Raw genomic sequence first — 16,990 nt, 5'->3', positions numbered from 1 at the left:
GTCTTAATACGACGTAATAAAACTGCCCGTAAAAGCGGGCAGTTTATCGACCTAACTCAAAGCATTACTCAGCGACTTTCACAATAACTCGGCCGCGTACCTTACCTTGTAGCAAGTCGTTAGCGGTGCTGACCACTTGCTCTAGCGAAATGACATGACTTATCGTGTCAAAATCTTCAGCGGTTAACAATTCACTTAACCGTTGCCAGGCTTCAATGCGATCTGCTAATGGGCGCATTACGCTATCAATGCCGTATAACACGACACCGCGCAGGATAAAGGGCGCCACGGAAGAGGGGAAATCCATGCCTTGTGCCAAGCCGCAAGCGGCAACGGCACCGCCATAACGGGTGCTAGCACAGGCGTTGGCGAGGGTATGGCTACCGACGCAATCGACAACACCCGCCCAACGTTCTTTTTGCAGCGGTTTGCCCGGCGCACTTAATTGTTCACGGGGTAAAATGTCGGTTGCACCGAGTTTTTTCAGATAGTCACTTTCTTCAGGCCGACCGGTGGCCGCTACCACGTTAAAACCCAGCTTGCTGAGTAAGCGCACGGCATAACTACCGACACCGCCATTGGCACCCGTCACTAAAATTTCACCTTGCTCAGGGGTAACACCATGTTTTTGCAGCGCGAGCACACAAAGCATCGCGGTATAGCCTGCCGTACCTACACCCATCGCTTGCGCTGGGCTGATGCCTTTAGGAAGCGGGATCAGCCAGTCACTTTTTAAACGGGCTTTTTCAGCTAAGCCACCCCAATGACCTTCGCCCACCCCAAAGCCGTTGAGCAGCACCTTATCACCGACTTGAAAACGGCTAGAATCAGATTGCAAGACTTCGCCAACCAAATCGATGCCTGGCACCATGGGGAATGCGCGCACAACAGGCGCTTTGCCGGTAATGGCCAAGCCGTCTTTATAATTGAGGGTACTGGTTAACACTTTTACGGTGACATCACCGGCAGGCAGTTGTTGCTCGTCTACGGTCGTTAACTCGGCGCGATAACCTTGGTCATCTTTATTAATTAAAATTGCCTTAAACATACGATTCTCCGTTTTACAGTGGGGTGTAATTAAAATTAATGGGAAAGTTGTTTCAAAAAGAACTGACCAAATTGTTGTAGCGGTTGTGCGGATTGGAGCAAGCGCGCTCGCGCGACCGCACCTTCCCAACCGATCCAAAATACTTCTGCTAAAGCTGCTGGGTCTTTATCTGCCGTGATCTCAGCTTGGGCTTGTGCTTGTTTTAAGCAATTCGCGACCAATGCTTGCCAGCTGCTATAGGTCGCCACAATGGCGTGGCGAAAGGTGTCGGGTAATTGCGGTAATTCCAGTTCTAAATTACCGATCAGGCAGCCTCGACTAAATTGATACTTGGCCATACCGTTACTGGCATCGCTCATAAAATGGCTAAGCCGTTGCAGAGGAGGATAACGGGTGTCGTTAAGATGTTTGCTTAATTTCGCTTCAAAGTACTGGCGATAGTGAGCTAATACTTCTAACCCATAAGCTTCTTTGTTTTCAAAGTAATGATAAAACGAACCTTTGGGGACCTGCACCGAGCTTAATATAGTATCCAAACTGCTTTGGTTAAATCCTGACGAGGTCAACCATACTAAGCCTGCGCGCAGCAGCACGGCCTTGGTATTCGGATCGGCATCTTGGTTTTTCTTCGGTCGGCCGCGTTGGCGCTTTTGGTTATCCATAGCTCACTTTAATTAATTAGACTGCTTGGTCTAATATAGATCTGAATAATGATTTTGGCAAGCCTGTTCATTATTGCGCTTTTAAAAGCGTTGCGGTTTACCCCAAAGCAAAAGATAACAATGCAAAGGCCCGAAAGAGAATACAAGCGCATTGCTTAATGTAAGCAAGATGCAGCGTATGTCGTAAAATTCCTACCCAATGTAAAGGTGTTGCCTTAGTGATTGATTCGGCACAGATATTGCCATGCATACTATTGTCTGCTTAGGTGAAGCAATTAGAGCGTTATTGGCGTGCGAATCACCAAAAGTAGGCATTTTCGCCCTAAAGCAGTGCAGCAAGCCCACGTTAGTTTGTTAACGGTTGCTGTCTTTGGCTGCGATTTTGGATAAGTGATTCAGTGCATGTGAACCTAAGTAGCTGACTAAAAAAATGATAACTAATCAACCTTTCTAGGGGAAAGCATGAACATCAGAAAGTACTCTTTAACTGCCGTTGCCGTGAGTATGGTTTTAGGCCATGCTGCTGCCGTTGCGCAAGAACAAGAAAGCACGGTTGAACGGATCCAAGTTACGGGTTCGAATATTAAGCGCAATGACTTAGAAGGCGCTGCACCGGTGCAAGTGATTGGCCGAGAAGATATCGACCGTTCAGGATTTGCCAACTTACAACAGTTGCTTGAAACGCTACCTGCTGCTGGTAATGGCACCTTTTCTACCCGCGGAAATAACCAAGATTCTACTGCTAACGGTGGCGCTGCCATCAGTTTGCGAGGTTTTGGTCCTGATGCAACGCTTGTGTTGATTAATGGTCGTCGTGTTGCCAGCAGTGCTTTTGCTGAAGGTATTGTGAATTCTTTTGTGGATATCAATAACATCCCAGTTGCCGCTATCGAGCGCATTGAAATTCTGAAAGATGGTGCTTCTGCGGTATATGGTTCTGATGCAGTGGCTGGTGTCGTTAACGTCATTCTGCGGAAAAACTTTGAAGGCACTGAAGTGACTATCGGTCATGGTGGTACTACCGGCCCTAGCTATGAAGAAACCAATTTTAGCTTGCTGTGGGGCACCGGTGATGACGACAGTAACGCAACGGTGATCTTAGATTATTTCAAGAACACGGGCTTAATGCGCAACGAGGTGGGTATTTATGGCACAGTCTATCAACCTGAAAATGGTATTGATGGTCGTTCATCTTCGGGTTTTCCTGGCACCTTTATTGTTAATGGTGTTTTAACTCCTGATACTGCCTGCCCAGCGTCAAGTATTGTGAATAATGTCTGTCGTTATGATTTTGGTCCAAGCGGAGCCGTGTTACCAACGGCAGAACGTATTGGTTTTATGTTTCAAGGCAGCCAAAAGTTTAGCGATTATGCTGAAGGCTACATTGAATTATCAGCGCAACACAATACTTCAATGGCATTTGGTGCAGCTACGCCATTAGGCCGCACAGCGGGCTTAACAGTCGGTGCTGATCACCCGAATAATCCTTATGGTTCAGACATCATTATTAACAACTTCCGCACCGTCGATGCCGGTTCACGAGTATGGAATATCGAATCGGATACTTTACGTTTAGTTTCTGGCGTGAGAGGCACGATAAGTGATTGGGATTATGATATTTCCGCGCAAAAAGGTCGCAGTAAATCGCTGCAAAGCGGCGGTATTGGTGATGGCTGGATCCGCGTAGATTACTTGCAAAATGAAATTAATGCGGGCCGTTATAACCCCTTTGGTGGCACCATTAATGATCCCGATGTCGTGGCGGCAATTTCTACTAGCTTGGTACGCCAAGGTGAGTCACATATGACCTCATTTAGTGCCAATATCGCTGGTGAAGCCTTTACAATTGGTGATATTACAGTACAAATGGCCGCAGGTGCCGAATATCGAGAAGAAGATGTTTCTGATAAGCCGGATGAGCAGTTTGAGCGTGGTTTAATTTTTGGTACTGAAGCGATCTCCGCACAAGCCGCCCGTGATATTACTGCCGCTTACATCGAGTTTTTGATACCGTTAACAGACACCTTTGACGTGACCTTAGCCGGTCGTGCAGATGATTATAGTGATTTTGGTTCAACCACTAATCCACAGATCTCGGTATCGTGGCGGCCACTGGATAATTTCTCGGTAAGAGGTTCTTGGGGTAAAGGTTTCCGTGCGCCATCTCTAGCACAAATTGGTTTAGGCCCTTCACAAGATTCACCGTTAGTTGACGATTATTATCGTTGTACTTCAGATAATGTCTGTGAAGGTGAGCGTGAGCGTTCTGTTATTTACACTTCTGATGGTGTACTTCAGCCAGAAGAATCGACCACGTGGAACGTCGGTGTGGTATGGCAAATCAATGATGCTTTTGATGTTACCGCAGATGTTTGGAGTATTAAACAAGACAACAAAATTGATCAAAACCCAGTTGAGAACATTTATGCACTGGAATGTAATAACCAGGCCAGTGTTATTTGCCAGCGCTTTGACCCGTTACCAGGGGAAACGCTTGGCCAGTTAGATAAAATCTACAACATCTATGTCAATTTGAGCTCGCAAGAAGCAAGCGGTATCGACTTAACCGCTGGTTACAAAATTAACTTAGAAGACATGGGGTTAGTTAAACTGGGTTTAGATTGGTCTTACATAGACTCGTTCAAGAAAGATAACTTGCAATATGCGGGAGAGTTAAACTATCCACAACATCGTGGCCGTGCAACAGCCGATTGGACTTTCGGTGATTTTGGTCTTACAGCGACGGTGCAATATATCGGTGAGTTTGAAAGCTTCCAAGCTTTGTCTGTGATGGAAAGCGTTGAAGCGACTATGGTTGACTCGCAAACATTGCTTGATTTGCAAGGTCGTTATAATTTCAACGACAAAACCGTCTTTACGGTTGGTGTGAACAATCTGTTCGATACCGATCCGCCATTTACTGCGCGAGGTTACGGCTATGTGGCTGAAACACACGGCTTAAGAGGGCAATATGTGTATGGCTCGGTGAAATATCGATTTTAAAGATTAACACTCTACTAAAAAGCCGCTTAAATCTTAATTTAAGCGGCTTTTTTATCAGCTGATATGTTTAAACTTTCACTGCATAAGCTAACGACAGTGACTTATTGGTATCGCATGCTGATTAGCCAACAGTTGACGACAACTTTCCTAGGTTTAAAACGGCTTTAAGCAGTCGTTTTAATAATGCTTTCGCGCTGGGTTAAGCCAAATTTTTCTAATACCTGCGCGTAAATCGAGGTTTTATCATCATCTGTCAGATTTTCAGCGCCTTTCTCAGCATATTTTGATTCTAACAACTCGGTGAGGTAGGCGGTTATTTCACTCAGTTGCTGCGTATCTTGTGTTAACTGAGCTGAATTCGCCGCAGCATCTTTGGTTTTTTTAACTTGATCGCCTAAGGCTTTAGCATCAATGCCCTCGGCAGCTAACGCCGCTTGTAGCGCTTTACCCGGTTGAATGCCCGCTTCGTTAAAGATACTGACAATCGCCGAAGCATCTTCATCTGACAAGTTATCGAGATCATATTCTGCTAGGGTATCGGTAATCAGTGTACTTTGCTCTGCGGTAAGCGGCTTATCATTTCTTGGCGGTGGTGGCATACCAGCACTAGAGTTAATCGATCCAATCATTGCCTTGCTCCTGTGTTAGAAAAGCGGGTTCATCTAAAATTTGGACGTGCTAACCGAGTGAGCACAAACTTAGGCTAACAACGAAACTTGCAAACAATGTGCAAGAAAAACGACATGTGCCCTGATTGTTTTGGCTTTTGACTGAATTTATTTAAGGGAAGGGTGTACACCGGTTTGCTAAAAACACTCTATGCTGTTGCGCAAAAGAGCAAGCCGTTGCAATGAGCTGCATTTTTTACGGTGACGCTGCGCTGATGAATTGCATCAATCAAGCAGGCTGGTAAGATAACCCTTCATCGAAATGGTTTGCTTCGCAGTGGCGGTTATCTGCCATGCCACCCCAAAAATACTAGGACAGTCATGAGCAAAAGTGCCTATCAGCAACAAGAGCAAGGTTATCGCGATAAAGCGTTAAAAATGTATCCCTGGGTTTGTGGCCGTTGTGCCCGTGAATTTGTGCACTCAAACCTGCGAGAATTAACGGTGCATCATATTGATCATAATCACAGCAATAACCCTGCAGATGGCAGCAATTGGGAGCTGTTGTGTATTTATTGCCACGACAATGAACATAATAAATTCCACGAATATGTGTTGTATGGCGGCACCACCGAGCAAAAGGTCGCAGCGGCAACGCATAATCCCTTTGCTGACTTAAAAGCCCTGCTGAATAAACCTAAATAAGGACGGTTACCCTGTTTTCTGGCCTGGTTTTGGCTGGCCGTAGCGGCAAACCTGTTACTGCTCAGTTACGTTATTGGCAAATGGTAGTTTAGGCGCTGTGCTAAGGCCTAACACCTGCGTGGTTTCGCAGCAGGTGTTAGGCGATAACGTCAAGCGTAATGTTTACTGTAACTGGATATGATATACGCTAGTGGTGCCACTGACTTCATTGCCAACAAGCAGCATGGGTTGGCCGCTAGGTGAATGTTTTGCGGGTACAAAAAATAAACCTTCAGGGCCCAAGTCGCCGCTGTTGCTTAAATTGAGTGACGGATCAGCTTCATCCCAAAAATCACGGCTATTGAAGTAATCTTGAAAAATCGGCTCAGCAGGATTACTGATATCAAATACCACTATACCGCCCATCCGCTCTAAGCCTATAAAAGCATAATGCTTATTACCAATCTTGCCGACAGCTAAGCCTTCTGGCTCGGGTCCTTTATTATCGCTGCGATTGTCAAAGGCATCACCTTCTTCATGGTTGCTGTTAAACCAGTCTTTGCAAGGTATGTCGCGGTTACTACCCAGCCTACAATCGTCACTGGCTAGCAGTTGTTCTAAAAAGTCGCCAGAATCATATTTTAATGACATATCTGTGGTATCCCAGATGGCAAAGGAGCGCGCCCCGTAGGTATAGAGTTTGTCATACATCAATCTGTCGCCTGTTTCACCCAACGCAGGTAAAGTGCCATCGGCTTTGTAAAGCAATGGTGAGCCATCAGCATGAGTTTGGTAACCCATGGTCCAACTCACGTTTACGCGGCCTAACAGATCATCTTCGCGACAGTTGCCGGGTTCGCCCAGCGCTGCGCCACAGTAAGCGAAAACGCTGGGGTTAAGTAAGGCGCCGGCTGCTAACTCACGTAAATGGGCGGGTAAGTCATCGCCACAGCGGCGATCAAAACCATTACGATGCACTAAATGTTTAACGCGGAACTCTTCGATAAACCCCTTGTTGGTATCGCCATTACAAGGGGTGTTGCCGGCGGTACCAAAATAAGCGGCGTTGTTTTCGCCCCAAGCTCGGGCATCCCCCTCGTTGGCCGTGATGAGATAAGTGGTATTGCCCACTTGATAAGCGGCCATCGCATCAGGTTGGTACATACCGGTGATACCGGGCCATTGCGCAATATTAATACTGTCTTCGGTATCACTGAGGTCAAGGCCTTGACCACTGGCACCATGATCTTTAAAGCCTAAAGGCAAAATAGCGCTGATACTGGCGCTCTCAATATCTATCACCGCGACGGCATTATTTTCTTGTAAGACCGCCCATGCGGTTTTACTGTCTGGTGCAACGGCAAGATATTCAGGTTCCAGATCTTGAGCCACGCTAGCATTGGGGCCATACACCCGAACACCGGCGGTTAAGAGTTCGGCTTTTGCTGTGTTGAAGGCGTTAAACCCGGCCGTGCGCACTTGTGTTTGAGTGATATTATTCAGATCACTGACACTAATTATGCTGATTGATCCTTCAGGATCAACTTGATAATCGTCACTGGGCTCACCTTCATTAGCGACTAATAAAAACTGGCCATTTGGGGTAAAGGTGAGCATATCAGGTAGCGCACCTACTTGTACCTGCGCCAGTTTGCTCAGATCTTCAGCGCGATAAAAGGCGACAAAGCCGTTATCTGTTTTATTTGCAGCTGCAATGGCTACTGCAATAAGTCCTTTGTATATTGCTACGCTGTTAACTTGTGCATCCGCAGCGATATCTGCCACAGAAATGGTCCCTATTTTAATTGGGGCGATTGGATTGTCCATGGCTAACACATCCAGCTCACCTAGTTGAGCGTTAACGACAAAGCTGCGTTGTGTTGCAGGATCAAATGTGACTATTTCAGCCGCGCTCTGCCCAAATGCATTGCTTTCATAACGACCAGCAAATGCCAGCTTTATGCGGTTAGGCGTGCTTTCTGCTGCCGCGGCATTACAGAGTAAAGATGTTTGCGAGACTTCGCTATCGTCGAGCTGTTCATTACGATTGCTGTCTAAGCCTGTTTCCAGTTTTACCCCTCCGACATCACATTCACGATCTAAGCCAATGTGAGTTGTGCGGATCAAGGTGTTGAAGCCAGCGGCGCCATCCGAACCGGCTAAACCGGTAGCGCCATCGCTGCCATTTTCACCATCGTCACCAGAACAGCCGGCCATTATTAGCGCCATGCTAGAAAAACAGATTAACCGAGCCAGTCGAGTTTTGTTAAAGCGCATTATCATCTCCAGAGTATGTGCAAATGAAAGCACTTTAAGCAGTAAAGATGACAGCGGGGTGTTGTTTACATGACCAAGTTGTGACAGTGGCGCCATTACTGTTAGCATGGGCTTTAAAACCGATTTTAGATGAGCCCGCTATGAAGTTAACGTTGATCAGTGCCTTAATGTTATTTAGCAGCGTTGCGATTAGCGCTGAAACTTACTATCCCCCTGCCGGTACTTGGCAGCAGGTTAGCCCACAAAGCTTGGGCGTTAACGCCAGTAAACTGCAACAAGCGGTTGATTATGCGATTGCCAGCGAAAATCCCGCCGCCAAAGATCAAGCCCTAGTGCAAGCAACCACCTTTGGCGCACGCGAACCCTATGATCAGATTATTGGCCCAATGTCGGTAAGAGCCGCGGCCAATGGCATGGTGATTTATCAAGGTAAAGTGATTGCGACTTGGGGCGATACGCAAAGTGTCGATATGACACACAGTATCAGTAAAACCTTTTTAACCACGGTAACCGGTTTGGCGTTGCAGCAGGGCTTGATCCACAATATGCAGGATTTAGTTGGCCCTTATTTACCTTCAGCGAGTGAGCTCTTTGCCAGTGAGCACAATCAGCAAATTCGCTGGGATCATTTGCTGCGGCAAACCAGTGATTGGCAGGGAACCTTATGGGGTAAACCGGATTGGGCCGATCGCCCGGAAGGCGAAGCAAAAGACTGGCCTAATCGGCCACTTTATACGCCGGGTAGCCGTTACAAATACAATGATGTGCGCATTAATGTGCTGGCGCTGGCCACCACCTATGTTTGGCGTAAACCGCTGCCGGTGGTGTTAAACGAACGGATTATGCAGCCAATTGGTGCCAGCAGCACATGGCGTTGGCACGGTTACGACAACAGCTGGATTGAACTGGATGGCCAGAAAATCCAAAGTGTTTCTGGTGGGGGGCACTGGGGCGGCGGTATGTTTATCAATGCTTGGGATTTAGCGCGTTTTGGTTATTTATTTTTACGTGACGGCAATTGGCAAGGCCAGCAATTAATTAGCCAAGACTTCATTCGTGCTGCCAGAACGGGCGGCAGTGCCAAAGCCGATTATGGTTATGCTAATTGGTTTCTCAACCCCGGCCGGCAAGCGTTACCGGCTGCACCAGAAAGTGCAGTAACCTTTCAGGGCGCTGGACGTAACGTGATTTACCTCGATCAAGAGCATGATGTACTGCTGGTTGCACGCTGGATTGGTAATGGCGATGAGTTGAACCAGTTGATTGCTAAAGTGTTGGCGGCGTTACCAAAAAAATAAAACCGCCTATTTAACTGCCCACGTTGCGCTAACCTTACGTGGGCAGTAATTGCGGCTTGCTTGTCGCGCTGTATTGTTTAAGCCGCTTGCGATTAAGCCTGGTAGTTAAAGCGTTTTCGCGGGGTAAACTTGCTGGTTTTCTGGTGAAACACCTTTACCCATGCGCACTTCTAAAGCCACTTCAACATGCTCGCGGCTGCTGCTCACGCCAACGCCAACACCGGCTTCATAACTGGGTCGATTAACCGTGCGGGTACGGCAACCGAATAACGTACACTTTTGTTCGATATCGCGCTGGTAGGTTACGCCAAGTTGGTTGTTCGCTGCAGTTTCACGTTCTTTCAACGTTTCTTTGTCGACTAACACAAACCAGTCATAGCCTTGTTGTGCCGTTAATTCGGCCGCTCGGCGCAAAGCGTAGGCTTTGGCGGCCTCTTTATCATCGCCGCGCGCTTTGAAGGTCACGCGGTAGTAGTTATCACTGATTTGTTGTTCGGCATAGCCGTAGCCACTGCCTGAGGCAGCCCGATAAGCTGGCGCACTGCTACAGGCGGTTAACGTTAAGGCTAATAAGATTATGCTAATAGTCTTGTTCATGGTGGTACTCCTTGATGTTAATTAGTGCTGCAGCCGCAGCTGTTCTTCTGCTAAAGTAAGGGCAGGGCCTGCCATTAATTCATCTAACACGCTGTCTAAAGCACTGGGGCCACTGGCCGTTTGATAGCCGTTATTGTTGCTCACTTGGCTAAATGCGAGGCTGGCTTTTAATTGCCACTCTCCTTGTTGCTGACAGGCAATATTTTCGGTGCGGGCGGTGGCACTCTCCACGCTGTACTGCCGACAAAAATCACCATTTTTATTGACAAAGCTTAGTTGTGGCGTCAACTGTTCGTTGGCAATTTGATAGCGTTGCCCGCTGGGTGATTGGCTTAAATGTTGCTGCACCGCTGGCTGGATTGCGAGCATAGTGCTGCTGGTTGGATGATTGAGTTGCGACAAGCCATAACCACCAAATAAAGCAACACAGGCAACGGCAGCAGCATAACGTTGCCAGTGCTGTTCCACTCGCCGCCAACGTGACATGCTAACAACATTATTAGGCTTGCTATCATTGGCTGCGGTTGGCGCGTCGTTTTCGGCTAACAGCGCTAATAAGGCCGCTGGCACAGGGCGCTGTTCAATTTCGCTGTAGTGCTGTTGTAATATAGGGTCAACCATCGCCAGATCGGCCAAGCGGGCGACCAGGTCATCGTTCAGTGCTAATTGTTCGCGCACCTGTTGCATCTCGGCCTCGGGCAGCGCCGCATCTAAAAATGCGGATAATTGTTCATCAGTAATCTTCATGCGGGGCTCCCAGTTAGCGGTTTAAAGGCGGCGACCATGGCGCTGCGTGCGCGTGCCAAACGGCTCATAATGGTGCCGGTGGGCACCGCTAATACTTCGGCGGCTTCGGCATAACTCATGCCTTGTACGGCAACTAATGACAACACTTCGCGTTGGTCATCGGGTAATGTATTCATTGCGCGGTCAACTTCCTTTAAGTGCAAGTCATTGATCAGGTCCTGTTCGCCATCACTGCTGTTTTCAGCTTGCAAGTCGGGATTATGTACGGCATTTTGCCGAACTTTTTGCGCGCGATATTCGTCTATCCAAACATTGCGACAAATTTTAAATGCCCATTGTGCTAAGACGACACCCTCTGGTGCTGGCGCGTTTAACAAGCGTAATACGGTGTTTTGTACCAAGTCATCGGCGTCTGCCATACTACCGGTTAGCGAGTAGGCAAAGCGGCGTAATGCCGGCAAAAGTAAGGTTAATTCGGCTTTCATGGTAAGGTTTATCTCCTATTTACCTTGATAACGGTTGGGCCTAGCGTTTTATTCCAGCATACGGGGAATATTTTTTGCTACCAGACGTTTTATAAGTAAATAAACGTATTAATGATCGGGGTAAAGATGCGATTAGCCATATTGTATAGCAGTGTGTTGCTGTGTTTAAGCAGCGCCGCACACAGTCAGTTACTACCAGAGCAGCCAGGGACGGGGTTATTACTACCGCAAGTGACCGAGCGGCTGGAACGCACCACGCAAAGTCTGGCGCAGCAAAAGTTATTGCAGCAACAGCAGTTGCTTGAGCAACAGCGGTTAGCGGAGGCGTTGGCATTAAAAGCTAACTTAGCCGATCCGTTAACGGCGTTGCCCGAGGTATTGCCAATCGTTAATGTACAGGGCCAAGTGCGCTGGACAGAGGTTAGGGTTGAACAAGGCTTTCGGGCTGTAGAGCGGGAATGGTTGTTATTAGTATCGGACACTGAGTGGCAACAGTTACAGCAACGTTGGCCAAGGCTGCGCGAGTACACACAGCAACAACAAGACTTAGCCGCCATTGGGCTATTAATGATTACCTTAAAAGTGCCAGAGGAGCTGGATTCGGCTGCGGCTTTAGACCGTGAGTTTCAGCAAACCTTAACTAAGCTGGCCGGTCGTAACCATTTATATCAGCCGCAACAAGCGAGCACCACCACCACCACCGCCGCTGTTACGTCGCTGCAAACTCATATGTGCCAGTTACCGGTCACACTTGGCATGATCGACACCGCCATTGCCGAGGCGCTTCCGGCGCTGACTCCCGAAACCGAGCGTTTGCAAATTAGCCAGCAACATTTTTTACCGGAAGACATTTCACGTAGTTATGGTCACGGCACTGCAGTAGCGGGAGTGTTAGCGGCAAAACATCCACAAATCACCCCTTTGTTAGCCAACTTACATTTATATAGCGCCAGTGCTTTTTATCCGAGCAATGAATTTCAACAATCGGCTACCTTAGCGCATATTTTAAGTGCGTTAAATTGGCTCGTCAGTCAAAATGTGACTGTGGTTAATATGAGTCTAACCGGTCCGGCCAACCCGGTGTTAGCAGCGACAATTCGGCAATTAGCCAAGCGAGATATTATTTTAGTTGCGGCAGCAGGCAATGGCGGGCCTGCTGCCGCGCCTTTGTATCCTGCAGCTTATGAAGAGGTGTTAGCTGTCACCGCAGTGGATGCGCAGTTACAGCTGTATCGCTGGGCTAATCAAGGCGATTATGTGGAATTTGCCGCGCACGGCGTGAAGGTTAATACCTTAGCGGTTAGCGGCGAAGTGTCGCCGCAAAGTGGCACGTCTATGGCAACGCCGGTGGTCAGCGCGGCGGTTGGTTGTTTGCGGGCGCAATATCCGCATTGGTCTGCTACACAAATTCGGCAGCATTTACGACTACAGGCCCGCGATTTAGGCGAGCCTGGACAGGATAAGCAATTTGGTTATGGTGTGATTAGCGCGCCATTAAAAGCTGACTTGCAATGACACTGAGCTGCGGGTTTCACGATAATCTGCGCTTTCAAGCGTTGAGCTAAAATCACCGTGCTCTACAGCGGTGACCACACTAAACACTGGCGTGACATTCAGCTGCCACTTGGCTTCTAGTTGGCTGTGCGTATCTTGGCGTGGCGCGGTATCAGTGTCGAGCTTTTGGTAATCACGCTTGGAGATTTTCATACCGAGTTGCAGTTGTTGCTTCAGATGCCAAAAATCAAAACGACCGGACACTTTAAGGCGCAGCCCAGGTGCACGGTAACTAAAGCTGTTATCTTGGGTGTCTTCATCTTCATACACCAAGCCTAAACTGACAAAGTGTTGCCCTTCGGCAAAAAACCAGAAGCTATCGGTACTGATACTAAGGTTGTTGGCATCTCGGGCGCCAATGTTAGCAAAGGTTTTTTCGGTCGCAGTAATAGCAGGGCGCACAAACCAGCTGTCAGATGCGCTATGCATGGCATACACACTACCTTGATTTAACGTTAAAAAACGTTCGCCAGCTAACTCTGCCATGGCGTAGTAGTAATTGGTACCGTAGGTGGTGTTGCCATGTTGATAACCGGCATCAATATTGGCTAAATGCAGCCTAGTATTGAAATCGTCCGCTTCGCGGTAGTTTTTATCTTGCACAGAATAGCCACTACTCAGTGTCCACTTTGGATTAACTTGCCAAGTCGCGTTCAGATCTGCCGCAAGTAAAGTGGCCACATCAGAACGGCCAGAGGCTTGCTCCAGTTGGCTAATATTAACGTTAGATTGTTGCTCTAACCCTGCGCTTGCCTTGCCTGAGATATCCCAGTTGTCGGCACTAAAACTGGGTGCGCTCGAAAACAAACTTACAGCAGCTGTTGTTACAGCCAGACGAGTGACGAATAACATGGTAATTCTCCTACAAGAAAAAGGCGCCGACGGTGTGGTCGGCGCATCAGGGGGCTTATAAACCGGTAGATAACTTCAGCGTGTTGCGCACGGTGTTAGATACTTCAGCGCTGACGGCTTGGCTTACACTGTTCATCACTTCGGCATTGGCATTTTGCTGCACCAATTGGTTGGTATTGCTGATCACTTGTTGTTGAACGGCGCCAGCCGCATTGCTAGTAATTGCTGCTGTCACTTGTTCGGTTGCTGATGCACTGACACTGCTGAGCAGATCAGTATTGACTGCCGATTGTAATGTTTGTGCAGCGGCGCTAGTTAAGTCACTTGCAGAAGTCGCACTGGCAGTAACGCTGGTCATAACGGCGCTACTGGTTGATGCGGCTAAAGTAGCAACATTGCTGCCAGTATCTAACAGCGCGGTCTCGCCTAAACTCACTAAGGTTTCGGCATTTGCTGCCAATGGTGTTGCCAGTTCAGTGACTGCCGAGGTGGTTGCTTGGGCTTCTTCATCGACACTTAGCTCTTCAGCTGGCGCTGTTTCAGTTGCTTCTTCAGGTTCGCCAGCTGCTTCATCACTTTGTGGTTGTTCAGTCGTCACTTGCATATCAGCGTTGGCATTGGTTTCGCTGTTCATCTCAGCGGATGTCTCAGTTTCTGGCGTTGCGGTAGAGTTGGCAGCTACATTTGCGTTAGTTTGTTGATTGGCATTGGCTGAGCTGGCACTGTTGTTACCGGCTGCAGAGAACTGTTGTTGCAGTTGTAATTGGCTAGAGGTATTGGTTTCAGCAGTTACGGCAACTTGCGCTGCAGTTGAGAATACAGTGAAACAGGCTAAGGCGATTAATGTTGGCTTGAATAATGTTTTCATGATGTTTTCCTCGTAATGTCATCAGTGACACTGCGATAACGACTCAGCTGTTCGCTTTATTCCAACGACCAGTAAAAAAAATTAAAAAAAAGCGCGCATGCTGGCGCATTAGTCAAGTTTTTGCAGGTGAATTCTATTTTTTACTGTTTAATATGAAGGGCTTATTGCTAGGTAATTTATTTTTGAGTCCATACAAAAATAAATAAAAAATTTGCACCAAGCATTAGTGACTGTTGCTTTTGGCTAGGTAGCCTAAGAAATTTTGGGCAAAAAAATGCCCGGTTTATAAAAACCGGGCTAAGACAAGGTAGACAGGTAAGGGTAGGTTAAACCCTTCAACAACTTTAACCGCTGCATTCGAATCTCGAACACGGGTTAACTATAGAATTTTGTAGCGATCGGTACAAACGATAAAAAAAAACCTGATAGATTAAATTTATTCAACTGTATCATTGGAACTTTTTAAGGTTAATAAAGCGGCAATAATAGCCCAAAATGCAGTAAATACGGGGTGTTTGCGCAAAGAGTAGTCGATTAGGCTGGAAAATTATCGGGTGCGAAATAAAGAAAAAATAGCCATTAACGCTTCTTGGCACTCATTAATAAACTAGCAGGAGCAAGGAAGAAGGCGATTGGCTGTTACGGCCTTGGCGCAAACGGCAGAGAAATCATCACTTAGTCATGGCGGGTAAAGAGAAGTCGGCGGTATGAAAGCTTTTTAAGATCCAATCAATCAGCAGTTTAATTTCCGGCCGGTCGGTATCATCATTATGTTGCACGAGGTAATAGCGATCGCGACTGACTAACTCTTGTTCAAATAATTTAACTAAAGAGCCGCCAGTAAACCATGCGTGGCTGATGGGCATTGGAATTAACGCAACGCCCAAACCCTGCTGCGCAGCACGTGCCACACTAAACATACTATCGAGTTGGATAATTTGTTTTGGCTGAAATTGATGATAACCGACACGTTCGGCCCATTGATGCCAAGCGGTTGGCCGTGCTTGATGCAAAATAAGCGGTGTTTTTTCTAATACCCGATAACCTTTGTTATGCAATTTTTGAAACAGTGCTGGGTTACAAGCGGGTAAGTAACTGATCGGGAATAAATCGTAAACGGAAGCGTCTTCAGGTTTTTTACCGGATAGCACCACAGAGACATCGGTATACTTAGTGTTTTCGCGTCGTGATTTAACGGTTTCTAACTTTAAGTTGATATTGGGGAATTGCTCTGACCATCCCCGCAAACGTGGCACAAACAGTTCACTGGCAAAGAATTCAGGCATGGAGATGCTCACTTCACGCACGCGTTCAACTTGGCTAAATTGGGTAATGGTTTGGCTTAACTGTTCCAGTAACGGTTTTATTTCAAGATAAAATTGCTTGCCCGTTTCGGTTAATTCTATGGCCCGCGTTTTCCGTTCAAATAAGCTTAAATTTAAATTGTCTTCAAGTTGTTTGATCTGATGGCTGACAGCAGAAGGCGTTAAGTACAGCTGTTTAGCCGTATCTTTGAAGCTTAAACATTCAGCTGCAACACAAAAACAACGTAGACCGCGAAGCGGTGTTTGCAAAGACATAAAAGACTTACCTGCAGTAAAGCATGGGATAAATTGGTTAGTGTAGGTGTTAAGTATGACAAAGTTAATGCAAGAGCTGAACCACTAAATGCAATATCTTCGCATTCAGTGGTTTATTGGCAACAATAAGCTGACTTTAAGCACAAAATGCACGAAGTTGGTGCATTTTGTGCTTAATTTAGTCTAACAGCGGAAACTGACGAGACACTGCACTGCCGGTAAAATGAGCAACCCAGCCTTCGGTATTATTAAAAAAACGGATAGCGGTAAAATCTGGGGCACTACCCATATCAAACCAATGCGGAGTGTTGGCGGGTACGCTAATCAAATCATTTTGCTGACATAACACTTGATAGATTTCATCGCCTAAATGTAAGCAAAATAAGCCTTGGCCTCGCACAAAAAATCGTACTTCATCTTCCGTGTGGATGTGCTCATCCAAAAACTTTTGTCGCAATACCGCCTTGTCAGGATGGCTTGGATGCAAAGAAATGACATCGACAGTGCTGTAACCTTGCTGTTGTTGTAGTTTGGCAATATCTGAGGCATAAGCCAACATCACTTGTTCAGCGCTGCTGTTTTCATCAATAGGCGCATTGGCTTGCCACTGCATAAATTGCACGCCTTGTTGTTGTAACTGTGCACTGATCTCATGGGCGTTGCTAGAAGAAAAGCGAGCTTGTTCCGGTTGATTAATGGCGAAAATACGCAAAACACTCATGCTTAT

The 16,990-nt window shown here is 47.1% G+C and carries 15 protein-coding genes; 4 read left to right on the top strand and 11 right to left on the bottom strand.

Going from position 1 to position 16,990, the window contains the following annotated elements; all coding sequences use genetic code 11:
* Nucleotides 1-64: 64 nt before the first annotated feature.
* Together acuI and acuR are read right to left on the bottom strand one after the other, a co-directional pair.
* The gene (gene acuI, locus L1N97_RS15440) at nt 65-1,048 is read right to left on the bottom strand and encodes an acrylyl-CoA reductase (NADPH) (protein WP_229586073.1); all 984 of its coding nucleotides are present in this window, start codon (nt 1,046-1,048) and stop codon (nt 65-67) included.
* Between the two features lie 35 nt (nt 1,049-1,083).
* A complete protein-coding gene (gene acuR, locus L1N97_RS15435; protein WP_236130409.1) occupies nt 1,084-1,710 on the bottom strand; it encodes an acrylate utilization transcriptional regulator AcuR in 627 nt (208 codons plus the stop codon).
* 462 nt (nt 1,711-2,172) lie between these two features.
* Between acuR and L1N97_RS15430 the strand changes: the two genes are divergently transcribed.
* Entirely contained in the window at nt 2,173-4,713 is a 2,541-nt protein-coding gene (locus tag L1N97_RS15430) for a TonB-dependent receptor (RefSeq protein ID WP_236130408.1), read from the top strand.
* A gap of 164 nt (nt 4,714-4,877) precedes the next feature.
* Here the strand turns inward: L1N97_RS15430 and L1N97_RS15425 are convergent, their stop codons facing one another.
* Entirely contained in the window at nt 4,878-5,342 is a 465-nt protein-coding gene (locus L1N97_RS15425) for a hypothetical protein (protein ID WP_236130407.1), read from the bottom strand.
* Nucleotides 5,343-5,702: 360 nt separating this feature from the next.
* On the opposite strand from L1N97_RS15425, the gene L1N97_RS15420 reads away from it, so the two are divergent.
* Nucleotides 5,703-6,026 carry a YajD family HNH nuclease gene (locus tag L1N97_RS15420; RefSeq protein WP_226751378.1) on the top strand — a complete coding sequence of 108 codons (324 nt, stop codon included), beginning with the start codon at nt 5,703-5,705 and terminating at the stop codon, nt 6,024-6,026.
* Between the two features lie 162 nt (nt 6,027-6,188).
* On the opposite strand, the gene L1N97_RS15415 is transcribed toward L1N97_RS15420, so the two are convergent.
* Nucleotides 6,189-8,282, bottom strand: a complete 2,094-nt coding sequence (locus L1N97_RS15415) for a choice-of-anchor I family protein (protein ID WP_236130406.1) — start codon at nt 8,280-8,282, stop codon at nt 6,189-6,191.
* A 47-nt stretch (nt 8,283-8,329) separates the two neighbouring features.
* Between L1N97_RS15415 and L1N97_RS15410 the strand changes: the two genes are divergently transcribed.
* Nucleotides 8,330-9,580 carry a serine hydrolase domain-containing protein gene (locus L1N97_RS15410; RefSeq protein ID WP_236130405.1) on the top strand — a complete coding sequence of 417 codons (1,251 nt, stop codon included), beginning with the start codon at nt 8,330-8,332 and terminating at the stop codon, nt 9,578-9,580.
* A 105-nt stretch (nt 9,581-9,685) separates the two neighbouring features.
* Here the strand turns inward: L1N97_RS15410 and L1N97_RS15405 are convergent, their stop codons facing one another.
* From L1N97_RS15405 to L1N97_RS15395, 3 genes are read right to left on the bottom strand one after another with little or no spacing between them, the layout of a single operon-like run.
* Nucleotides 9,686-10,177, bottom strand: coding sequence for a CC0125/CC1285 family lipoprotein (locus L1N97_RS15405; RefSeq protein WP_236130404.1), 492 nt, complete (start codon nt 10,175-10,177; stop codon nt 9,686-9,688).
* A gap of 21 nt (nt 10,178-10,198) precedes the next feature.
* On the bottom strand, nt 10,199-10,924 hold the full coding sequence (locus tag L1N97_RS15400; RefSeq protein ID WP_229586066.1) for an anti-sigma factor family protein: 726 nt from the start codon (nt 10,922-10,924) through the stop codon (nt 10,199-10,201).
* Nucleotides 10,921-11,409 (bottom strand): RNA polymerase sigma factor, encoded by a 489-nt coding sequence (locus tag L1N97_RS15395; protein WP_229586065.1) that lies wholly within the window; start codon nt 11,407-11,409, stop codon nt 10,921-10,923. Before L1N97_RS15395 ends, L1N97_RS15400 begins: the two co-directional genes overlap by 4 nt.
* Before the next feature lie 126 nt (nt 11,410-11,535).
* On the opposite strand from L1N97_RS15395, the gene L1N97_RS15390 reads away from it, so the two are divergent.
* Nucleotides 11,536-12,924, top strand: coding sequence for a S8 family serine peptidase (locus L1N97_RS15390; RefSeq protein ID WP_236130403.1), 1,389 nt, complete (start codon nt 11,536-11,538; stop codon nt 12,922-12,924).
* On the opposite strand, the gene L1N97_RS15385 is transcribed toward L1N97_RS15390, so the two are convergent.
* From L1N97_RS15385 to L1N97_RS15370, 4 genes are all read right to left on the bottom strand, one after another.
* Entirely contained in the window at nt 12,904-13,815 is a 912-nt protein-coding gene (locus L1N97_RS15385) for a surface lipoprotein assembly modifier (protein ID WP_236130402.1), read from the bottom strand. The genes L1N97_RS15390 and L1N97_RS15385 overlap by 21 nt on opposite strands.
* Nucleotides 13,816-13,870: 55 nt before the next feature.
* On the bottom strand, nt 13,871-14,683 hold the full coding sequence (locus L1N97_RS15380) for a hypothetical protein (protein ID WP_236130401.1): 813 nt from the start codon (nt 14,681-14,683) through the stop codon (nt 13,871-13,873).
* Between the two features lie 671 nt (nt 14,684-15,354).
* Nucleotides 15,355-16,263: a LysR substrate-binding domain-containing protein gene (locus tag L1N97_RS15375; RefSeq protein ID WP_226751369.1), complete on the bottom strand. Its 909-nt coding sequence runs from the start codon at nt 16,261-16,263 to the stop codon at nt 15,355-15,357.
* 178 nt (nt 16,264-16,441) lie between these two features.
* On the bottom strand, nt 16,442-16,984 hold the full coding sequence (locus tag L1N97_RS15370; protein WP_236130400.1) for a 1,2-dihydroxy-3-keto-5-methylthiopentene dioxygenase: 543 nt from the start codon (nt 16,982-16,984) through the stop codon (nt 16,442-16,444).
* Nucleotides 16,985-16,990 lie beyond the last annotated feature (6 nt).

It is taken from the genome of Rheinheimera sp. UJ63 (genome assembly GCF_021568285.1).
In the GTDB taxonomy this organism is placed as follows: Bacteria; Pseudomonadota; Gammaproteobacteria; order Enterobacterales; family Alteromonadaceae; genus Alishewanella; species Alishewanella maricola.
The sequence above is the reverse complement of the archived record's forward strand: the minus strand, read 5'-3'. Positions and strand labels throughout refer to the sequence as shown.